This is a genomic window from Motilimonas cestriensis (assembly GCF_021295315.1).
Classification (GTDB): Bacteria; Pseudomonadota; Gammaproteobacteria; order Enterobacterales; family CBDFNC01; genus Motilimonas; species Motilimonas cestriensis.
In genome coordinates this window covers 99,523-121,515 of record NZ_JAIMJA010000009.1, presented here as the reverse complement: position 1 = coordinate 121,515, position 21,993 = coordinate 99,523, and the positions used below count along the sequence as shown (strand labels likewise).

Below are 21,993 nucleotides of genomic sequence, written 5' to 3'. Positions count from 1 at the left end.
TAGGCAAAAGAGCAATAAACTGTGGCCAAGGTGCAGGAAAAATGTTCCTTAATTGCATAAACTAAGTAAAACAGGAGGAGTGATATGTCTAAAATTGGTGTCCATGTGGTGGTATCAGGTACGGTGCAAGAGGTTGGCTTTCGTTTTTTTACTGTCCGTGAAGCAGAGCGTTTAGGCATTGTTGGGCATGTACGGAATTTGGAATCTGGTGAGGTTGATATTGAAGCATTTGGTGAGCCTGAAGCGATTAAAAACTTTTTGGCATTTTTAGAGCATGGCCCTAAAACCGCCATGGTTGAGCATTTAGTGGCCAAAGAAATTCCGGTTAAACACCTTATTTCTTTTACCTCAAGTTAAAAAGCCAGCGATCATACGCTGGCTTTTATTGGTTTAGTATAAGTAACTAAGCCTTATTTTTTACATGATGCGCATGCCCGGTTGAGCACCGTCATCTGGGCTAAGAATGTAGATTTCTTCTCCGCCAGGGCCTGCTGCTAGTACCATGCCTTCAGAAACACCAAATTTCATTTTACGTGGTGCTAAGTTTGCCACCATCACCGTCAGCTTGCCTTCTAACTGCTCTGGCTCGTAAGCGGATTTAATGCCGGCAAATACTTGGCGTGTCTCACCCCCTAAATCTAAGGTAAGTTTAAGCAGTTTTTTCGCTTCTTTTAGACTTTCAGCTTTAACGATGCGCGCAACACGCAAGTCGACTTTAGCAAAATCATCAAAGCTGATTTCTTCTGCTATTGGCTCTTTGTCTAGTTCAGACTGCGCAGCTTGTTGTGCTTTTTTAGCCGCCGCGGCTTTGGCTTCATTCGCCGCTTCAAAACTGGCTCTTTCTTCGGCAATCATGGCTTCAACCTGCTTAGGATCAACACGTTGGAATAGTGCCTTGAATGGGCTGATTTGATGCGCAGTAAGGGGCGTTTGAATACCATCCCAAGTTAACACTTCATTCAAAAAGCCTTCAGAGCGTGCAGCAAGCTCAGGCATAACCGGTTTCAAATAACCCATTAAAATGCGGAATAAGTTAATGCCAACTGAACATACAGCTTGCACTTGCGCTTCTGCGCCTTCTTGCTTGGCTAATACCCACGGCGCTTTTTCATCAACGTAACGGTTAGCGACATCGGCTAAGGTCATAATTTCACGAATAGCTTTACTAAACTCACGCGTTTCGTAAGCGTTAGCAATCACTTCTGCTTTATCAGCAAACTGCTTGTATAACTCAGGCTCAGCAAACTCTGCGGCTAACATGCCATCGAATTTCTTGCTGACAAAGCCGGCATTACGTGACGCTAAGTTAACTAGCTTGTTGACCACATCTGAGTTTACACGTTGCACAAAGTCATCAAGGTTTAAGTCTAAATCATCCACGCGACTGGAAAGCTTGGCGGTGTAGTAATAGCGTAAGCATTCAGGCTCAAGGTGCTTCAGATAGGTTGCAGCATTAATGAAAGTGCCTTTTGATTTAGACATTTTCTCGCCATTAACCGTGACATAACCATGCACGTTAACAGCGGTTGGTTTGCGAAAGCCTGCGCCCTCAAGCATGCCTGGCCAGAATAGGCAGTGGAAGTTAACGATGTCTTTACCAATGAAGTGGTAAAGCTCTGCATCGCTTTTCGCGCTCCAATACTCATCAAAGTTAAGGCCATCAGTACGATCACATAGATTCTTGAATGAGCCCATGTAGCCGATAGGTGCATCTAGCCAAACGTAGAAAAATTTGCCTGCAGCGCCGGGGATCTCAAAACCAAAGTAGGGCGCATCACGGGTGATATCCCACTGTTTTAAGCCGGTTTCAAACCATTCTTCTAATTTATTTGCTACTTCCCCTTGTACCGCGTCTGAGCGTACCCAGCCTTTTAGCATGTCGGTAAACTGTGGTAAGTCAAAGAAGAAGTGCTCGGTGTCTTTCATCACCGGGGTGGCACCAGAAACGGTCGAGCGGGGGTCGATTAGCTCGGTAGAGCCGTAGGTTGCGCCACAAGAGTCACAGTTATCGCCATATTGATCTGGCGCTTTACATTTAGGGCAAATGCCGCGCACAAAACGTTCTGGCAAAAACATTTCTTTCTCGGGATCATATAACTGAGAAATCGTGCGGCTGCTAATGTAGCCTTTGCCTTTAAGCTGCTCATAGATGTAGCCAGATAGTTCACGGTTTTCTTCACTATGAGTGCTGTGATAGTTGTCAAAGCTGATGTTAAAACCGGCGAAGTCACGTTGATGATCTTCACTTACTAGGGCAATCATGGCTTCAGGCTCAATTCCAAGCTCTTGCGCTTTTAGCATCACTGGCGTGCCATGGGCATCGTCGGCACAAATAAAGTGAACTTGGTTGTCACGCATTCGTTGGTAACGAACCCACACATCGGCTTGGATGTGCTCTAACATGTGACCTAAATGAATTGAGCCGTTTGCATAAGGCAAGGCGCAGGTAACTAAAATTTTGCGTGCTTGATTCGCCATAATATCCGTACTAACTTCCAGTGATTAATCTGATCTGAATGTTACCTAATAGAGCCTATAAATCCCAGTGATGACATGAAAATAGCGGGATTTTTGCTACACTGGCGCAAATTTCCAGCGAAGTGATCAAAATGAACGGTAAATTAGATAAAGCTATTGCGGTTTTAGCTGCCTCGGGTGGCAACGATCTTATTCAAACCTTGCAATCTCGAGGTGCTTTTAAATTGCACGACGGCGTATTAACGTTGCGATTGCCGTTTTATGCGCCAGCATGGTTTAACAGCTTACAAGCCAAAACTCAGGTAAAATTGGCCGCCCTTGGCATAACCTTACATTGCACCAGTCAGGTAGCTACCTTGCAGTCAAATATTGCCAACCCCATTGCGGGTATTAAAAATGTGCTGGTGGTTGCGTCTGGAAAAGGCGGTGTCGGTAAGTCGACGGTGTCGGTGAATTTGGCGTTGGCGCTCGCTGCTAAAGGGGCCAAGGTGGGTATTTTAGATGCCGATATTTATGGCCCTTCGATGCCACTGATGTTGGGTCAGTCTGATGCACGCCCAGAAAGTCATGACGGCAAAACGATGTTGCCTATTAAAGCCCATGGCGTGGTTGCCAATAGCATCGGTTTTTTGGTGGATAAAAACGATGCCACCGTTTGGCGCGGCCCGATGGCCAGTAAAGCATTAGCGCAAATTTTGCGAGAAACCCAGTGGGGTGAACTCGATTATCTCGTTGTGGATATGCCACCGGGGACCGGCGATATTCAACTGACCATGGCGCAACAAGTGCCCGTTACCTCGGCACTGATAGTGACTACGCCGCAGAATGTGGCACTGGCTGACGCGACCAAAGGCATTAATATGTTTGCAAAAGTTAACGTGCCAGTAGTGGGATTAGTCGAAAACATGAGTATGCATGTGTGTAGTCAATGTGGCCATGAAGAAGCCATTTTCGATCAAGGCGGCGGCGTTAAGCTTGCCGATGCCCATAACAGCGAATGTTTAGCGCAATTACCGCTGCACCGACAATATCGTGAAGATACCGACGCAGGTACGCCAACGGTGACCAAATCCGTTGATTCGCCACTGAGCCAAGCTTATCTCGAATTAGCGGAGAAAGTCGCTATTAAACTATACGTAGATTGCCCGTTAGGCGTGCAGACAATTCCAATTGTTTCAGTGAATTAATATCTATACCCAAGACACCTCAAGATGCGGGATTCAGAGCCGCTCATTATGTTCAGTTTGAGGCAAAAAGCTGAAGCAATGGTCAGCCCTTTCGATGCTTTTTAACGAAAAAATGAACATAATGAGCGACTCCCAAAGGGCGAGTTTTGTAGGCTGTTATGCTTTGTTGCTGATTTTTAACGTAGAATAACTATGTCTCAAATCAGCGTCGCGCCTAACAGCCTACAAATTCTCGCTGAACAAGCATCTTGAGGTAACTTGGGTATATGTGGGGCGAGGAGGGTTAAATAGCAGTAGAAGCTGCTTTAAACTTGACTTGCCCCAAACAGATCTAACTTTCTATAATAAAGAGAAATTTTTTATTACCTTAACCATATAATGAGCTCCCATGTCTAGTCATCAAAATGAAGCCGTTGTTATTGCCATTGCTGGTGCGTCAGCCTCAGGTAAAAGCCTAATAGCGCAAACTATTTATCGAAAATTAAGAAAAGACTTTAGCTCACAAGAAATAGGCGTGATCTCAGAGGACAGATACTATCGAGATCAAACTCATTTGCCGATGGAGGAGCGGGTGTTAACCAATTATGATCACCCTAATGCCATGGAGCATGAATTATTGGTTAAGCATTTGACCGCGCTCAAAGCGGGCCATGCCGTTGAACTGCCTAATTATTCCTATACCGAGCATACGCGTATGGCAGAAACGACAGAGTTTAAGCCAAAAAAAGTCATCATCCTTGAAGGTATTCTATTATTGAATGTACCGGAATTACGTGAATTGATGCACACCAGTGTGTTTATGGATACGCCACTGGATATTTGCCTCATTCGCCGTTTGAAAAGAGACGTTGCCGAGCGAGGACGATCAATGGAATCCGTGTTGGCACAGTATCAAGCAACAGTGCGGCCAATGTTTATGCAATTCATTGAACCATCGAAACAATATGCTGATATCATAGTGCCTCGCGGCGGTAAAAATGTGATTGCTATTGATTTATTAACAGCTCGTATCCGCCAATTTTTGAAAAATTAATAAGCGTCATCTTTGCACTTAGATTCTTGCCCACATTGGTGGGCGTTTTAAGAGGAGTGTCAGAGGGCGGTTAACTGCTTTCAATTCAACTAGCTAGATTGAAAAGGACCATCATGAAAAAACTCCTCTATGCCTTCGTGGCCATCGTACTCTTGATTATCATTTCTATCGTTACCATCACCAGTTTAGTTGACACCGACCGGGTTAAAGCGATGCTGTCTGAACAGGTTAAGTCGGCCACTGGCGCCGATTTAGTGGTGTCAGGCGATCTGTCGTGGCGGTTTTTCCCCAGTTTAGGCTTTACCTTGGGACAAACTGAACTGCGTAACGTTGCCGGTTATTCGGAGCAAAACTTGGTTGAGTTCAAAAGTGCGAGCATGGACTTGGCGGTTAAACCTTTGTTCGATAGAAAAATCCAAGTAGGCCAAGTGACGTTATCGGGCGTCAAAATTAATATTTTGACCAAAGCCAATGGTGAAACGAATTTAGATGAATTTAGCCAAGGCATCACTAAGCAAAATGAAAAAAAACCCGTTAAAAAGCAGCCAGAAGAGACAACAGAGTCGACTGTAAAGCCTGATTTTATTATCAGTGTTGCCGGGATCAACATCGAGCAGGGCCAGCTTTTATTGCGTGATGAAGCCAGTAAAAAGCAGCAGCTAGTATCAAATATCGACTTTAGTACTTCAGACATTGCGTTAGAAAAAGCGATCCCTGTAACGGCTTCAGCTGACTATGCGGCACAAGGCTTGGTGGCAAGATTTGAAAGTAGTTTTAACCTACAAGTTAACGCTAAGCTTGATGTATTGGATATCACTACCATGAAAACCAAGGCGGAGTTAGCAGGAGACGCCATTCCAAGTGGTGAGCAGACTTTTCTAGTGGATGCTGATATGCGCTATGAGCTAAATAAGAATTTAGCCACCATCAGCCAACTCAGGTTAAACGCTTTTGCGCATGAGTTAACTGGTAGTGCGTCGCTGCAGCAGGCTAAGATCCCAAGAATACGTTTTAATCTTTCGGCTAAGCAACTTGATGTTGATAATTTGCTTACGCAATTTACTACCTCAGATAAGCCTGCAGCAGCGCAGCCTACGGTCACTGAAAAAAGTGCTGCTGGTAATGATCAAGGCAAGTCGCAAGCATCAACAGATCTGTCAATTTTGTCCGCGATTGATTTATTGGGCGATTTATCCATCGGTAAAGTGTTGGTGTCAAATGCGCAAATTGAACAGGTTAAGATGAAAGCTAAAATTAGCCAAGGCATCGCGCAGTTGTCTGGTATTCAAGCGCAGCTTTATCAAGGCCAACTCAATGGCAATCTAACCCTTAATGGTAAAACCAAAGTACCCACGTTTAAGGTGCAACAAAATTTGACCGGAGTGCAAGTGCGACCATTAATGACGGCGGTTGCAGAAATGGACAAATTGGCGGGCGCGATGAATGCTAGTATTAATCTCACTGGTACAGGACTAACGGATCCTCAAATCAGAAAAAGTCTGGCCGGAGAAGCCAAGCTTAAGTTTACTGACGGCGCGTTGCACGGCATTAATATTGCGCAAATGGTGCGTAAAGGTAAAGCGCAATTAAAAGGGCAAAGTGTTGATGACGTTGCGGAAAAGAAAACAGATTTTTCCGCGCTAACAGGCAGCTTTCAAATTGCTCAAGGGGTCGCTCGCACGCAAGATATTAAAATGGATTCGCCGGCACTACGAGTGAACGGTAAAGGTCAAACTAACTTGATCAATGAAAGCTTGAACTTTCTTGTTGATGTTGCTGTGGTAGGCACGTTGAAAGGGCAAGGCGGTAAGTCAGAAGATGAGTTGACTGGCATTAAGGTGCCATTAAAAATAACAGGCTCTTGGCAAGCGCCGGCTTTTGCATTAGACATGGAAGCATTACTTAAGCAAGAGATGAAGCAGCATGGCGACAAATTAAAAGAAAAGCTTGATCAAGCTATCGATGAAAAAATTAAAGATGAAGGTACGAAAGAATTACTGAAAAAATTGCCACTTAAAGGCTTGTTTGACTAATACGTGAGGCATTCATGATTAAAAAAATCTTAGTCGTTTGTTTAGGCAATATATGCCGCTCGCCAACAGGCGAAGCGGTGTTACGGCATAAGGCAAAACAGCGAGGGTTAGATTTGATTATTGACTCTGCGGGAACGATTGCGGCACATGCGGGTGAAGGCCCAGATAGTCGCAGTGTGATTGCTGGTGAAGGGAGGGGATATCAGTTTACTGGCATTTACTCGCGTAAGATCACCGCGAACGATTTTACAGATTTTGATCTGATCCTTGCTGCGGATAAGCAAAATTTAAGAGACTTAAAAGCCATTTGTCCGGTTCAGCATCAGCAAAAACTAGTCTTGTTTTTAAGTTATGCCAACGGTGATGAAGCAGAAATCCCTGATCCTTATTACGGCGGAGCCGGGGGCTTTAACAAGGTGATTGATTTGATTGAGCAAGCCAGTGATAGCTTGCTTGATCAGCTGCGGCTTGCTACTTCGCAAACGGTAGTGAGCTAATAAGTTCAATAGCTTACTGCTGCAAAAATTGAGTGCACTTAATAACACCAAGCCAGCCAATAAGGCAGGCTTGGTGTTATAAAATTAAAACGAAGTGCGTCGGTATTGGCGATATTCAGGTCGCCAAAATTGATTTACAAGCTCTTGATCTAATACTTCTTCTGCAACAGGCAAAGCTAACCCATCCTCAATGGCTTGCATGGCAACCGCCTTAGCAATTTTTTTACTAACGGTTTGAATTTCTGCTAACGGTGGCAATAACCCATCCGTTTCTTGGTAAGCCATTGACGCATCCGCTAATGCTTGACTGGCCGCCATTAGCATATTGTCACTGATCGACTTAGCTGCAACCGCCAATACACCTAAACCAATGCCGGGGAAAATATAGCTGTTATTACATTGCGATATTTCGATGGTTTGTTCTTGGTATACCACCGGCGGGAACGGACTGCCCGTCGCTACGATTGCTTTACCTTGGCTCCAGTTAATAATATCAGATGGCGTGCCCTCAACGCGTGAGGTGGGATTGGATAAAGGTAAAACAATCGGTTGCGGTGTGTTAATACAAAGTTGTTCAATGATTTCTTGTGTAAATAGGCCCGGCTGACCACTGACGCCGATTAATACGGTGATCTTGCCTTGCTCCACTACTTGCTGTAATCCTAATGGCGCAGGGGTCGACCAGTTAGCAATCCGAGTTTGCGCTTGTACTAAAGGCTGTTGGAAGCCTTGTAGATTAGGCATGTCATCCGTTAATAGACCATATCTATCTACCATAAATACTTGCGACCTTGCTTGTTGTTCAGAGATCCCTTCACGTTGCATTTGTTTTACTATGTGCTCGGCGATGCCACAACCTGCTGAGCCTGCGCCAAGAAAGGCGATGTTTTGCTCACTGAGCTTTTGTCCTTTGTTTTGGCATGCGGCAATTAAGGTGCCGACTGACACTGCCGCAGTGCCTTGAATATCATCGTTAAAACAACATAACTGGTTACGGTATTTTTGCAGCAATGGGGTGGCGTTAGCTTGCGCAAAATCTTCAAATTGCAATAACACTTCTGGCCAGCGACGTTTCACAGCTTGAATAAACTCGTCAACAAATTCTGCGTATTGTTCACCATCAATGCGTGGATTACGCCAGCCCATATACATAGGGTCGCCGAGCAATTGCGTATTGTTGGTGCCGACATCCAGTACGATGGGCAAACAATAAGCGGGGCTAATGCCACCACAAGCAGTGTATAGCGCTAGTTTTCCGATCGGAATGCCCATACCACCAATGCCTTGGTCGCCAAGACCTAAGATCCGCTCGCCATCCGTTACGACGATCACTTTTACATTTTGCTTGGTCGCATTTTGCAGCATATCGTCTATCTTGTCGCGCTCAGGGTAAGAGATGAATAGACCCCGTTTACGGCGATAAATTTTTGAAAACTTCTGACATGCAAGACCAACAGTGGGGGTATAAATCAGCGGCATGATCTCTTCAAGATGATGATCAATGAGACGATGAAACAGGGTTTCATTGGTATCTTGAATGTTGCGTAAATAAATGTGCTTGTCTAAGTCGGATTTAAAAGACGAAAACTGTTGATATGCTCTGGCTGCTTGCTCTTCAATAGTCTCAATATTATGTGGCAATAAGCCGGTTAAATTAAAACTGTCGCGCTCTTCTTGAGAGAATGCACTGCCTTTATTGAGTAAAGATGTTTCCAACAATGCAGGGCCAGCAAAGGGAATGTATAACGGGCGTTGAAATGGCATAGATAGGGCTCAAAGTAATGAATAAAAGAGGTCTGTCACTTGGTTATTTATTGTGCCGAATAACCAAGCATTTACAACCGCTAATTGTATAAATTGAGGGCGCTAGCATGGCGCATGCTAGCGGTGCTAATTTTTTCTGCCAAATTGGCTTAACGTTGCCTTGAGTATGTCGATATCAATGGGTTTGGCAATGTGCGCACTGAAACCAACTTCTATCGCATATATCTTCTCGTCTTGCATCACATCTGCTGTTAGCGCAACAATAGGCAAATTTAAAAATTCTAGGTTCTGACGGATAACTTTTGTCGCCTCATAGCCATCTAATATAGGCATTTGGCAGTCCATCAGTACGATATCAAAGGCCCGCTGTTTGACAGCATCGACGGCTTGCTGGCCATCGGACACAATCACTGGCTCAATACCCATATTGTTGAGCATGCCTTTGATGACCATTTGATTGACTAAGTTATCCTCAGCAACAAGCACGGCTAAGTGCGCTAGGGACGCAGACCGCGTTTGAACAACATTACCTAAAGACTGCGGTTCACAAGTCGCTAAGGGTAGCGTTAAGCAAAAGCAGGTACCCTTACCAACATCACTTTTGATGTTAAGTTGCCCATGCATTAACTCGGTTAAGCGCTTGCTGATGGCTAAGCCTAACCCGGTACCGCCAAAGCGACGAGATGTCGATGAGTCTGCTTGTGTAAAGGCTTCAAATAAGTGAATTTGCTGTTCTTGGGATATGCCAATACCACTGTCTTTGACACAAATTGTCAGTGCTGATGGATGGTTTTGGTAGGGCGTCAACTTGGCAGATAATTCAATGTATCCTTGGTTGGTAAATTTAAACGCATTAGAGCACAGGTTCATTAATATTTGCTCTATTCGCAATGGGTCTCCGATAAACCACTGCTCAGTTGTAACATGATTAATGACGTCCCAGGTTAATGTCTTATTGATGGCATTAGGTTCAAACAGTGTCGATATTCGCGATAAAATTGCCTGTAAATCAAAAGGTATGGATTCGAGCTCAAGTTTATCGGCTTCAATTTTAGCAATATCTAAGATGTCGTTAACAATACTAAGTAAGGCAGTAGAGGATTTTTGTGTTTTAACGAGATAGACTTTGATTTCTTCTTTATCATCACTTAATTCGGCCAATTGGGTAAAACCTATTACGGCATTCAACGGGGTGCGAATTTCGTGACTCATATGAGCAAGAAAACGACTTTTCGCCTGATTGGCGTTATCTGAGTCTTGTTTGGCTTTTTCTAATTCAAATGTGCGTGCTTTCACCATTAAATCAAGACTATGCCGACGATTATTCATCAATAAAAGTAATAACATGACAAAGGCAATGATGATCAGCTGTATCACTAACAGAAGTTGTGACCATTGGTTTTGGTACTGTTGAATAAAGCTAGATTTTATTGCCAAATTAAGATGCCAGGTTTGTCCTGCCACATTAAAGATAATGACATGTGGCAGGGGGGAATCGACAAGGTTGAAGGCTGGCCCTTCGTTATGCTCAATAAAAGGCTCATCTGCATCTTTTTCATAAAGTTGATAATTAAAGATCGACGAGTGAGTCTCATTAAAGGCATGCTCGATCATCGGTTGAACCAAGAACACACCAGTCGCATAACCATTGGGCGCGTGGCTATCATCACTTGAATTGTGCTGGTAAACAGGCGCGAATAATAAATAGCCGGGCTCAGGGTTAACAGACTGAACCAGTTGAATAATTGGTGTGGCAATCGGGCGATAAGGCAATAAATCACTATTGAGAACCGACTTACGAGCAGGATTTGAGTAAACATTGAAGCCTATGGCTGCTTCATTCCCCTGCTCTGGGTAAATTAATCCTATTACGACTATCGGATCATCAGGTTGCAGTGGTTCGCCGTAAATGTTGATATCCCGTTTATAGTAACTGCTGATTCGTTGTTCTATTTCAGCTTTACTTGAAGAGGGCACCAAGAGATTCCAAGATAGCGCCTTAATACCTGGTTGTTGTTCGAAGAGCTTACTGGCAAACCGATTAAATTCATGATGGCTGATATGATCCGTATTTTGCAAGTAACTGGATAGGGTTTGTATTGTCGCTAAACTGTTGTTGAACTGTCGATATAAGCTGTTTTCAAGTACCCGAATTTCTTTTTTAGCTAGCATATAAGCACTTTGCTGGCTGTTGTGGACAAAAAACAAAGTGGTAAATGAAGCAGAAATAAACAGCACGGTGGCAGCCAGTAAGATCAAGCTGCGTGACTTTTTAGTTTGACTATCAAGACGATTTAAATGCAGTAAAGAAAGCAGCAAAGGGGTGGCGATCAATACGCCCAACGAATCACCTAACCACCAGTTTAAAACGTTACGCCAATGATTAGAAAAATCATAATTAGGGCTAAATAAGCTCAGCGCATAAACGCCAATATTACTAGAAATAAGATTTGTCAGTAGGCCGACAATCACGATAAAGGCAATTACTTTAACATCAGAGCGGCAGTTAAGCGGGCTACCAATCCAATAAATGAGTAAGCTGGAGCCGACCAGAGCTTGTAGTGTTGCCCCCGATGCGATCATGCCCACTTCAAGCATTAAATCGATAGTGACGTCTGATAGCGCAAGTGGAAAGTGGCTATACAGATTAAAACTCATTGATGCGATAAAGACGGCAGGTAGAAACCGCCAACGCCAAACATAACAGCCATATAAGGCAATACCAGCGGGCAACCAAACAGGCACGACTTGTGACTGAGAAAAGAAATCCGCAAGTAATACGCCACAGAAGAAATAACTCAGGCAAAGGGCGAGGTATAGTACAATATTGCGCGAATAGATAGAGATGGAAACCAATTCAGGCCCCTCATTTTGATGAAAAATAGCAACAATTCAATCAATGATAGATGAGAAAAGTGCATAAAGCATGTAGGTAACCATATATTTTAATAGAGAAAAGTGTTTGGAGTGATAAATGAATATTTGGGTTGATGCTGATGCTTGTCCGGTGGTAATTAAAGAGATAATTTTTCGTGCCGCGCAAAGAGCTTGTCTTCATACTACCTTGGTGGCTAATGCTAATATGGCAACCCCCCCTTCACCGTATTTGCATACTCTGCGTGTTGCTTCAGGTTTTGATGTGGCAGATGACGAAATCGTTGAGCGTGTTAATAAGGGCGATATTGTGATCACGGCAGATATTCCGTTGGCAGATGAAGTGATTAGTAAAGGTGCTTGGGTACTTAGCCCTCGAGGAGAGTTGCTTACGAAAGAGAATATTCGCCAACGCTTAAATATACGCGACTTTATGGACACATTGCGAAGTAGCGGGGTGCAGTCGGGCGGACCGGCGCCGTTAAATAATAAAGATAAAATGACTTTCGCTAACGGGCTAGATAAATTGATTAGCCAGTATCAGAGAGGCAAGAAATAAGCTTGAAGTGCTTTTGAGAGTTCGGAAGTTAAAAAGCGCTCAGATGTATAAATACCTGAGCGCGAGCTAGATTAGCCTAAGCTATCGGTCATGACTTTATAATTTGGATCTTCAATCATATTTACCTCTACTAGATCACCAGCACGGGTGAGTAACTGACGACATTCTGGGCTTAAGTGCTTAAGGTGCAATGTTTTACCTTGATTGATGTAGCGCTCGGCGAGGGTATCAATCGCTTCTAGTGCGGAGTGGTCTACCACGCGAGAACCAGCAAAATCGATGATCACATCTTTCGGATCATTTTTCACATCAAACAGTGCTAAGAAGTGACTTACTGAGCCAAAAAACAGTGGGCCATGTAGTTGGTAAACTTTATGTTCCGTATCAGGTTGTGAGCTATCAGCATAGATGTGTTTCGCGTGTTGCCAAGCAAACACCAACGCTGACACAATTACGCCAACAAATACCGCGATAGCCAAGTCGGTTAATACTGTCACAACGGTGACTAGTACAATTACAAAGGCATCGTGCTTTGGCACTTTACGCATCACTTTAAAAGAAGCCCATTCAAAAGTGCCTAATACCACAATGAACATCACGCCGACTAAGGCGGCCAGCGGCACTACTTCAATTACACTTGACGCAAACAGGATAAAGGCAAGTAAACCTAACGCAGCTGTAATACCTGATAAACGGCCACGACCACCGGAATTAATGTTGATCATCGACTGACCGATCATGGCACAACCGCCCATGCCGCCAAACACGCCATTTGTCATGTTCGCAACACCTTGCGCCACACATTCTTTGTTGCTGTTGCCGTGGGTATCTGTCATTTCATCGATCACAGTTAATGTGAGTAAGGATTCAATTAACCCCACCGCCGCTAAGATCAGTGAATAGGGCAATATGATTTGTAAGGTTTCCCAAGATAACGGCACCTCTGGTAATGCGAAACTCGGCAATGAACCTTGTACAGTTGCATTGATATCACCTGTCATGTTGATCAGGTAATCTTGTACGTTACGGGTATCTAGGTCTAAACCAATAGCAATTAATGTGACTGAGGTAATGGCCACCAGTGATGAAGGCACCGCCGTGGTGAGCTTAGGTAAGAAATGAATAATGGCCATAGTAAGGATAATCAGAGCGATCATAATACTGAGCTGTTCAGTCGCTAGCCATTGGTAGATGTTGTCGCCATTTTCATCGACGCCAATTTTTTCTTTAAATTGACCAAACTGGGCCAAGAAAATAACAATTGCTAAGCCATTAACAAAGCCAATCATCACCGAATGCGGGACAATGCGGATAAATTTACCGAGGCGAAATATGCCTGCTAAAATTTGCAGCAAGCCAGTCAACAAAACCGCAGCAAATAGATATTGAACGCCGTGGCTAGCAACGAGTGACACCATCACCACAGCCATTGCGCCAGTAGCACCGGAAATCATTCCAGGTCGACCGCCAAAAACCGCAGTAATTAACCCCACCATAAAGGCAGCATAAAGGCCAATCATCGGGTCGACACCAGCGACAAAGGCAAAAGCTACCGCCTCAGGGACAAGGGCGAGGGCAACGGTAAGGCCAGACAAAACGTCGTTTTTCACGCTGACCTTAGTAAATTTGGGAAACTCAAACATGCTGTAAATCTTCTTTTTCTGAGGGTGAGGTTAATTTCATATCAACCAGATTTTAGATGAAAAAAGACCGCCTAATGCGGTCTTTTTAGTTTTACGTTAACAGCGCATCTTATGACTGCTGTGGTCGACTCATCTCGCTACTCGCACTGCTTGAAGCATTTATGCTGCCAGCTTGCTTAACGGATTTTGTAATAGACGCTCGATTAGCGGCAATACGCGTTTCTACTTTAGCTGCATTCGAAGGTGCAAAGTTTGGCTTAGTCATACCTGATGTGGCGTGGCCTTTGGCTAAGATAACAGGCCTAACGGGTGCAGTTTTTGCTACTGGCGCCGCTGTTGGCTCGGTTTCGGTGACAACAGGAGCGACTGTCTCTTCTACGATAGGAGCAGGCGTTGCTACTGCAACCGGTTGCTCTTGGCTATCTTGAGCGACAGGCTCAGGTGTAACGTCAACGTTAGCGTTGCTTGCTGTCGTTACTTTCTCTGCGACGGCCTGAGCAATAGGCTGTTGTGTTGAAACGGCTGGTGTCGATTCAACATCCGCAATTTCAACAGACTTAGCTTCAACCGCTTTAGCTTCAACGGGTGCTTGTTGATCCTGTTCCGTTTGCTCAGGGTAACGAGAAACAACTGGGTCATCTGTTGTGGTAACAACGGGTGTATCGGTACTTGCTTCAGCTTGCTCTGCTTGTTCACGTTGGTCACTAAAGCGTTTACGACGGTAGTTACCAGTACGAAGATGGCGAGGTGTACGACGAGAGCGCTTACCTTCATCTTCTGTTTTTTCTACCTCGGTTGTTTCCGTTGCAGATTCAACGACCGCTTGTGATGAAGTGTCATGTGATACCTCTTCACCACTTTGCGGTGCTTCTACTGCTGGTGCTTCTGTATTAACAGCTTCATTGGCAGTTTCAGCTGCTTGTTCTGTAACCGACGTTTTAGCAGCTAGCGCTTGATCTTCTATCTGCTTTTTCTTAATCGGTTTACGACGTGGTTTTTTCTCTGGTTGCGTTGTCGTTTGTACCGCCTCAACATTCACTTGCTCGGTCGAGGTCTCAGCTGTATCAGAGGATTCTTGTTTCACACGTACTTTCTTACGCATGTTACGGCGTTGACGACGCTCAGCAACCACTTGCTCTTTGCCTTCAGGGCGCTCTTGGCGTTGACGCTGTGGCTTGTCTTGACGTTCGGCTTTAGCTTGTTGTGCTTGGTTTTCGCTATCAACCTGTTCAGTCTTCGCCTTAGCACGACGCTTTGGACGTTCGCTTCGTTCTGTGCGCTCGTTATTACCGCGCTCAGCATTATTACGCTCAGAGGTGTTACGCTCTGAGGAACTTTCATTGCGGCGGCCACGACGACGTGAGTCGTTGTTACGGCGTGAGCGTTGTGGTTTATCTTCTTGTTGTGCTTTATTTTCTTTTGTCGGTGCTTGCTCTTCTACCGCAGGCTCTGCGGGTGCAAAGAAATCACCAACGGTTTTGCATAAACGGCTAAATAATGAAGGCGCTTGAGGCACAACTTTAGCAGCAGTTGCAACTGGCTTAGCTGCGACGCTTGTTGGCTCATTGTTGGTTACAAAGCCGTGCACAGCGGGCTCTTCAGTTGAGCGATGCGAGCTGATTTGACCCGGTTGATATACTTCAGCGGTGCGCTCTAAACTGTTGTAATCAATCACTTCAACTTCATCGTTCTTACGCAAACGAGAAACTTCAAAGTGTGGGGATTGCAGGTTTTCATTTGGAATAATGTATACTTCAACATTGTGGCGTTTTTCAATTTTGGCCACCGCGCGACGTTTTTCATTCAGCAAATAAGCTGCTACGGCAACAGGCACCATGGCTTGAATTTGTACTGTGTTTTCTTTAATCGCTTCTTCTTCAATCAGGCGAAGAATGGCCAGAGCCAGTGATTCATTATCACGAATGGTGCCTTGGCCATTACAGCGAGGACAAACGTGAGAAGCGGATTCACCTAATGACGGACGCAGGCGTTGGCGCGACATTTCCATCAAACCAAAGCGTGAGATACGACCAAGTTGTACGCGAGCACGGTCTTGACGTACTGCGTCGCGCATGCGGTTTTCAACTTCACGTTGATGGCGCACTGGTGACATATCAATAAAGTCGATCACCACTAAACCACCTAAGTCACGTAGACGTAATTGACGGGCAATTTCGTCTGCAGCTTCAAGGTTGGTATTCAGCGCCGTTTCTTCAATATCTCCGCCGCGGGTAGAGCGCGCTGAGTTAATATCAATTGACGTTAAGGCTTCGGTTGGGTCAATAACAATTGAGCCACCTGAAGGTAAGCGCACTTCACGTTGGAAAGCAGATTGAATTTGGCTTTCTACTTGGTAGTGAGTGAACATCGGTGACTCTAACTGATAGAATTTCACGCGACTTAAAAAGTCAGGGCGAACCATGGCAATGTGCTGTTTAGCTAGTTCATAAGTCTTCGCGTGGTCAATCAGAATCTCGCCAATATCACGTCGTAGATAGTCACGGATTGCACGTACAATGACGTTTGATTCACGGTGTAATAGACAAGGCGCGGCGCGTTTATCTGACTCTTCAGTAATGTGTGACCAGTGGTTGATCAACATTTTCAAATCATGCTCAAGTTCTTCAGCTGATTTGCCAACACCTGCTGTGCGCACAATTAAACCCATGCCATCAGGCAGGGTGATATTGCTTAGCGCTTCTTTTAGTTGAGTGCGTTCATCGCCTTCAATGCGGCGAGAAATCCCCCCTGCACGAGGGTTATTTGGCATTAATACCAAATATGAACCCGCTAAGCTGATAAAAGTAGTAAGCGCAGCGCCTTTATTGCCGCGCTCTTCTTTATCAACTTGAATGATGACTTCTTGGTTTTCTTTTAATACTTCACGAATATTAGGACGACCTTTGTAAGAGTAGTCTTTTGGGAAGTAATTTTTGGCAATTTCTTTTAGTGGAAGGAAACCATGACGTTCTGCACCATATTCAACGAATGCTGCTTCTAAACTCGGTTCAATGCGGGTGATTTTACCTTTATAGATGTTGGCTTTCTTTTGATCGTGTCCAGGGCTTTCTATATCTAAATCATACAAAGTTTGCCCATCAACTAGGGCAACGCGCAACTCTTCTGCTTGAGTTGCGTTAATTAACATTCTTTTCATCTTTTACTCTATTAAATTCGGTGTCATAAATCATCGCACCCTTTGGCTGCTTGGCCCCGGGTCGTTAGCATGGATGCAACCTCACGGTTGGAATGCATGGGGCGCTGTTTCGGCGACATAAAACCTTTTGACTGTTTTATAGTGGTTTTATGCTGTTTTGCCTAGCAGGCTCGTTCTCTTCTCGGAATGCGACGCTGTTACAGCTGTTTCATTACTACTTAAAATTCTTTCAGCCTGTATTTTTTTTGATTTTTACCGTTTTGGCGGGAAAAACCTGCTGATTATCCCACTTTTTTAGTGTTTTTAGCAAGGTATTATTTCTATTTGATCTGGCTGCGCTTCTGGTAGAATGCGCGCCATGAATGAATTATATAAAACAGTCCAGTTCCTTGACATCGATGATGAATATCAAGGCCAGCGGATAGACAATTTTCTTATTGCGCGTTTAAAGGGTGTGCCAAAAAGCTTGGTATACCGCATTGTGCGCAAGGGAGAAGTGCGAGTAAACAAAAAGCGGGTTAAACCAGAATATAAACTGCTAGTGGGTGACGTGGTACGAGTGCCCCCGCTACGTGTTGCTGAAGCTGATGCGCCGCCTTCTGTTAAACTAAACAAAGTAGCTGCATTAGAATCACAAATCTTATTTGAAGATGATTGGCTGATTGTACTGAATAAACCTTCCGGTTTAGCGGTTCATGGCGGTAGCGGTTTAAGCTTTGGTGTGATTGAAGGGTTACGAGCGCTACGGCCACAGTGTCGTTTTCTTGAGTTAGTGCATCGGATCGACCGCGATACCTCAGGTTGCTTATTAATTGCTAAAAAGCGCAGTGCTTTGCGCTCATTACATGAGCAGTTGCGCAATAAAACTATGCGTAAGCGTTATCATGCATTAGTGCAAGGGTCTTGGCCAAAATCTATTCGTGTTGTCACTGAGCCACTGTTGAAAAAGGCAGAGCAGTCTTTGGTGCAGGTGCACCCCGAAGGCAAGGCGAGTGAGACGCGGTTTAAAATTTTGCAGCGTTATCAGAACTGCACCTTAGTTGAAGCAAGCCCAGTAACAGGACGAACTCATCAAATTCGTGTGCACACGGCTTGCAATAGTCACCCGATTGCCGGTGATGATAAATACGGTGATGATGTGTTTGCCGCAGAGATGAAAAAACAAGGATTAACAAGGTTGTTCTTACATGCTGCTCAGCTGGATTTTTTTCATCCTGGTATTGAGCAGACCATGACGGTAGAAGCGCCATTGAGCCCTGAATTGGTCGCTGTGTTAGGTCAGTTAAAAAGAGCTTAATAGTGTAAGCTCTTTTTAATATCTTTTAACTGCTGGCTAAGGAAATTAAATCACTCTTAGCCCAGCTTCATCTAATATCTCTATTAATGAAATAAGCGGTAAGCCAATTAAGCTATTTGGGTCTCTTCCTTCGAGCTTATCGAATAAACTAATGCCAAACCCTTCACTTTTAAAGCTGCCAGCGCAGTCATAAGGCTGTTCGGCCGTCAAATAATGGTCGATCATTTCATCGGTCAATTGACGAAAGTGGACAATGTAAGGTTCCACTAGGGAGGTTACTTGCTGGGTCTCACTGTCGATCACCGCAAGACCAGTATAAAAAGTGACTTTATTTCCACTGGCCGCTTTTAATTGGGCAAACGCATTTTCATAGTTACCCGGTTTGCCAAGAATGTCGCCATGACTAACACAGACCTGATCTGAGCCGATGATAATGGCATTGGTGTGCTGTTTAGCGATGACCTGCGCTTTTGCGATGGCTAAACGTTCGACAAGCTCTAATGCGGTTTCATCAGCTAGGGGGGTTTCATCGGTATCTGGTTTAGCAGTAGAAAAAGGAAGATTTAACTTTTCCAGTAACGCTTTTCGGTATGGTGACGTTGAAGCCAAAATAAGTTTTTTGTTCATTTTAGAATCATTCTGTTAGGGAGTTTTAGGCTATTGTATTTTAACCTGTGCGTAGAAAGCGAGAATAAGCGGAAAAAAGAGGTTTTTCCTTTGACTCTATTTCACCGAATCTATATTATGCGCGCCTTATGCAAAGACTTAAGATTCAAATTAGCGTTGACCCTGTTCGCGCTGCTCAAAAAAAACTGGATATTCAGGGCATTGTTCCTGCAGCCAACTTGAGTAGACTTGCAGAATCAACAAAAGGTATTTGCAATGATATTGAAACAAACTTGAGTTTCGATTTCGATCTGCAGAAGCTTCCTACTATTCGTGGGACGGCCGAAGTAGACGTAATACTTGAGTGTCAGAGGTGCTCAGACGCATTTCAGTATACTTGTAAAGCCGAGTTTTTATACACACCTGTGCGCTTCGGTGCAGAGGATACCGATTTACCTAGCGCTTATGATGTCATTGAACGTGATGAAGAAGGTGAAATAAACCTTCATCAGCTTGTAGAAGATGAATTGATTCTTAACCTGCCATTGATTGCTATGCATGATGTTGCAGATTGTGGACTCAAGGAATTTGACACCTCATTCGGTGAGATTGTAGAAGAAGAGCGCGTTAACCCATTTGCAGTTTTAGAATCTCTAAAACGCAAAAGTAAGTAAGGAGTCAGCCATGGCTGTTCAAAAGAGCAAAAAATCTCGTTCTAAGCGCGGTATGCGTCGTTCACATGATGCACTAGTACCTACACAACTTTCTGTAGATGCTACTTCTGGTGAGTTACACCTACGTCACCATGTAACTGCTGACGGTTACTACCGTGGCCAAAAAGTAGTTAACCTGTAAGGTTATCTGCATTGCACGATCTTACGATCGCGCTAGATGCCATGGGGGGCGACTTCGGCCCCCAGGTTTCGGTGCCTGCAGCTCAGCAGGCACTAAATTTATTCCCTCAATTGCATATTATTTTAGTTGGTAATCAAGCTGAAATAGACCCTCTGATCAAACACTGTCAGCTGTCTCAACACCCAAGACTTAGAGTTATTCATGCGAGTGAAACTGTCGCGATGAATGACAAGCCATTGCTTGCCCTGCGTGGCTTGAAAGACTCGTCTATGCGTGTTGCGCTTAATTTGGTGAAGTCAGGTGATGCTCAAGCGTGTGTTAGCAGTGGCAACACCGGTGCGTTGATGGCGTTATCGAAAACCATATTAAAGGTTTTACCGGGTATTGACAGGCCAGCACTCATTACGGCTTTGCCTAATGTGCAAGGTGGACATACTTACTTATTGGATTTAGGTGCAAATATCAGCTGTGATGCGGATACCTTATTTCAATTTGCGTTAATGGGTTCAGTACTTTCTGAAAAAGTCGAAGGACAGGCTTTTCCAAAAATTGCTTTACTCAATGTTGGCGAAGAAGAAACTAAGGGTAATGATCAAGTAAAACGTGCCGCGCAATTACTATCAGCTTGTTCACAAATTAATTACACTGGTTTTATTGAAGGTCATGATTTGTTCAGTGGTAAGGCCGATGTCATCGTCGCTGATGGTTTTGTCGGCAATGTCACCCTAAAAACGTGTGAAGGGTTAGCAAAACTCTTTAAACAACAACTGATTTCGAGTATAAATCAAAATTGGTTCACCCGCTGTGTTGGGTTTTTGTTAAAACCCTCTCTAAAGCCACAACTGGCTCATATGAATCCAGATCTGTATAATGGCGCGAGTTTAATAGGCCTCCGGGGCATCGTAATAAAAAGCCATGGCAGTGCGCAAAGCAAGGCTTTTTTAAATGCAATTAAAGCTGCCATCAAAGAAATTGAACGACAGGTCCCGGCGCAAATAACGGATAAATTAGAAGCAGTACTACTAGAAAGAGATTCTTAATTCCTTATGTATACAAAAATTATTGGAACCGGAAGTTATTTGCCAACGTCTGTTCGCACTAACGAAGATTTAGAAAAAATGGTTGAAACCAGTGATGAGTGGATCACTGCTCGCACCGGGATTAAAGAACGTCGTATTGCCAATGATCAAGAAACAGTGGCATACATGGCTTATAAAGCGGGCGAGCAAGCCTTAGATGCGGCAAGTATTCCAGCCAGTGATGTTGAATTAATCATTTTAGCGACCACGTCTGCCAATAATGCCTTTCCTGCTGCGGCTTGTGAAGTGCAGGCCTTATTAGGTTTAACCAACATTCCCGCTTTTGATCTTGGCGCGGCTTGTGCTGGCTTTACCTACGCATTAAGTGTTGCGGATAACTTTATTCGCAGCGGCATGTATAAAACAGTATTAGTGATTGGTGCTGACGCTCTCTCGCACACTTGCGATCCTGAAGATCGTGGCACCATCATCTTATTTGGTGACGGTGCGGGGGCTGCTGTTGCACAAGCCAGTGAAGAGCAAGGGATCCTCTCTACGCAAATTAATGCAGATGGCCGTTTTGGTGATTTGTTAAAATTGCCAAACCCTAAACGTGGCTTATCAGGCAGCGAGCTTGAGTCGTACATGTTTATGAAAGGTAACGATGTATTTAAGGTTGCGGTAACCAAGCTAAGTGAGCTGGTGACGCAAACGTTAGAAGCGAATAATATCGATAAGTCTGAGTTAGATTGGCTGGTGCCGCATCAAGCTAACTTTAGAATCATCAATGCGACGGCAAAAAAACTAAATATGCCACTAGAGCGTGTGATTTTAACATTAGAGAAACACGGTAATACCTCAGCAGCCTCGGTGCCTATCGCATTAGATGAAGGGGTGCGTGATGGCCGTATTAAAGCGGGCGATTTAGTCTTATTAGAAGCCTTTGGCGGTGGTTTTGCCTGGGGCTCAGCACTGATTCGAATGTAGTAAG

The 21,993-nt window shown here is 44.3% G+C and carries 17 protein-coding genes; 11 read left to right on the top strand and 6 right to left on the bottom strand.

Annotation, left to right across the window (positions count from 1 at the left end):
• Nucleotides 1–84 precede the first annotated feature (84 nt).
• A complete protein-coding gene (locus K6Y31_RS10650; RefSeq protein ID WP_232801286.1) occupies nucleotides 85–357 on the top strand; it encodes an acylphosphatase in 273 nt (90 codons plus the stop codon).
• Between the two features lie 60 nt (nucleotides 358–417).
• Here the strand turns inward: K6Y31_RS10650 and metG are convergent, their stop codons facing one another.
• Nucleotides 418–2,478, bottom strand: a complete 2,061-nt coding sequence (gene metG, locus K6Y31_RS10645) for a methionine--tRNA ligase (protein ID WP_233052760.1) — start codon at nucleotides 2,476–2,478, stop codon at nucleotides 418–420.
• Nucleotides 2,479–2,609: 131 nt separating this feature from the next.
• Here metG and apbC point away from each other — a divergent pair, with 131 nt between their 5' ends.
• The 4 genes from apbC to K6Y31_RS10625 all read left to right on the top strand — a co-directional run bounded on the left by apbC (nucleotide 2,610) and on the right by K6Y31_RS10625 (nucleotide 7,228).
• Nucleotides 2,610–3,665, top strand: coding sequence for an iron-sulfur cluster carrier protein ApbC (gene apbC / locus K6Y31_RS10640; protein WP_233052759.1), 1,056 nt, complete (start codon nucleotides 2,610–2,612; stop codon nucleotides 3,663–3,665).
• 388 nt (nucleotides 3,666–4,053) lie between these two features.
• A complete protein-coding gene (gene udk, locus K6Y31_RS10635) occupies nucleotides 4,054–4,698 on the top strand; it encodes a uridine kinase (protein ID WP_233052758.1) in 645 nt (214 codons plus the stop codon).
• A gap of 113 nt (nucleotides 4,699–4,811) precedes the next feature.
• Nucleotides 4,812–6,731, top strand: coding sequence for an AsmA family protein (locus K6Y31_RS10630; RefSeq protein WP_233052757.1), 1,920 nt, complete (start codon nucleotides 4,812–4,814; stop codon nucleotides 6,729–6,731).
• Between the two features lie 17 nt (nucleotides 6,732–6,748).
• The gene (locus K6Y31_RS10625; protein ID WP_233052801.1) at nucleotides 6,749–7,228 is read left to right on the top strand and encodes a low molecular weight protein-tyrosine-phosphatase; all 480 of its coding nucleotides are present in this window, start codon (nucleotides 6,749–6,751) and stop codon (nucleotides 7,226–7,228) included.
• Nucleotides 7,229–7,312: 84 nt separating this feature from the next.
• On the opposite strand, the gene K6Y31_RS10620 is transcribed toward K6Y31_RS10625, so the two are convergent.
• The gene (locus K6Y31_RS10620) at nucleotides 7,313–8,992 is read right to left on the bottom strand and encodes an NAD-dependent malic enzyme (RefSeq protein ID WP_233052756.1); all 1,680 of its coding nucleotides are present in this window, start codon (nucleotides 8,990–8,992) and stop codon (nucleotides 7,313–7,315) included.
• 126 nt (nucleotides 8,993–9,118) lie between these two features.
• Nucleotides 9,119–11,848 carry an ATP-binding protein gene (locus K6Y31_RS10615; RefSeq protein ID WP_233052755.1) on the bottom strand — a complete coding sequence of 910 codons (2,730 nt, stop codon included), beginning with the start codon at nucleotides 11,846–11,848 and terminating at the stop codon, nucleotides 9,119–9,121.
• A 118-nt stretch (nucleotides 11,849–11,966) separates the two neighbouring features.
• Between K6Y31_RS10615 and K6Y31_RS10610 the strand changes: the two genes are divergently transcribed.
• Nucleotides 11,967–12,425, top strand: a complete 459-nt coding sequence (locus tag K6Y31_RS10610; RefSeq protein ID WP_233052754.1) for a YaiI/YqxD family protein — start codon at nucleotides 11,967–11,969, stop codon at nucleotides 12,423–12,425.
• A gap of 71 nt (nucleotides 12,426–12,496) precedes the next feature.
• Here K6Y31_RS10610 and K6Y31_RS10605 read toward each other — a convergent pair whose 3' ends face one another.
• Together K6Y31_RS10605 and rne are read right to left on the bottom strand one after the other, a co-directional pair.
• Nucleotides 12,497–14,068 (bottom strand): SulP family inorganic anion transporter, encoded by a 1,572-nt coding sequence (locus K6Y31_RS10605; protein WP_233052753.1) that lies wholly within the window; start codon nucleotides 14,066–14,068, stop codon nucleotides 12,497–12,499.
• A 109-nt stretch (nucleotides 14,069–14,177) separates the two neighbouring features.
• A complete protein-coding gene (gene rne, locus K6Y31_RS10600; RefSeq protein ID WP_233052752.1) occupies nucleotides 14,178–17,225 on the bottom strand; it encodes a ribonuclease E in 3,048 nt (1,015 codons plus the stop codon).
• A 358-nt stretch (nucleotides 17,226–17,583) separates the two neighbouring features.
• On the opposite strand from rne, the gene rluC reads away from it, so the two are divergent.
• Nucleotides 17,584–18,522: a 23S rRNA pseudouridine(955/2504/2580) synthase RluC gene (gene rluC, locus K6Y31_RS10595; RefSeq protein ID WP_233052751.1), complete on the top strand. Its 939-nt coding sequence runs from the start codon at nucleotides 17,584–17,586 to the stop codon at nucleotides 18,520–18,522.
• A 45-nt stretch (nucleotides 18,523–18,567) separates the two neighbouring features.
• On the opposite strand, the gene K6Y31_RS10590 is transcribed toward rluC, so the two are convergent.
• Nucleotides 18,568–19,149, bottom strand: a complete 582-nt coding sequence (locus K6Y31_RS10590; RefSeq protein ID WP_233052750.1) for a Maf family protein — start codon at nucleotides 19,147–19,149, stop codon at nucleotides 18,568–18,570.
• 128 nt (nucleotides 19,150–19,277) lie between these two features.
• On the opposite strand from K6Y31_RS10590, the gene yceD reads away from it, so the two are divergent.
• Genes yceD through K6Y31_RS10570 form a run of 4 tightly spaced genes read left to right on the top strand, consistent with a single transcriptional unit; the run spans nucleotide 19,278 to nucleotide 21,989 of the window.
• Nucleotides 19,278–19,802 carry a 23S rRNA accumulation protein YceD gene (gene yceD / locus K6Y31_RS10585; protein WP_233052749.1) on the top strand — a complete coding sequence of 175 codons (525 nt, stop codon included), beginning with the start codon at nucleotides 19,278–19,280 and terminating at the stop codon, nucleotides 19,800–19,802.
• 10 nt (nucleotides 19,803–19,812) lie between these two features.
• Nucleotides 19,813–19,983, top strand: coding sequence for a 50S ribosomal protein L32 (rpmF, locus tag K6Y31_RS10580; RefSeq protein ID WP_232801272.1), 171 nt, complete (start codon nucleotides 19,813–19,815; stop codon nucleotides 19,981–19,983).
• An 11-nt stretch (nucleotides 19,984–19,994) separates the two neighbouring features.
• Complete coding sequence (gene plsX, locus K6Y31_RS10575; RefSeq protein ID WP_233052748.1) at nucleotides 19,995–21,023, top strand: phosphate acyltransferase PlsX; 1,029 nt, start codon at nucleotides 19,995–19,997, stop codon at nucleotides 21,021–21,023.
• Between the two features lie 6 nt (nucleotides 21,024–21,029).
• Nucleotides 21,030–21,989, top strand: coding sequence for a beta-ketoacyl-ACP synthase III (locus K6Y31_RS10570; RefSeq protein ID WP_233052747.1), 960 nt, complete (start codon nucleotides 21,030–21,032; stop codon nucleotides 21,987–21,989).
• The last annotated feature ends 4 nt before the right edge of the window (nucleotides 21,990–21,993 follow it).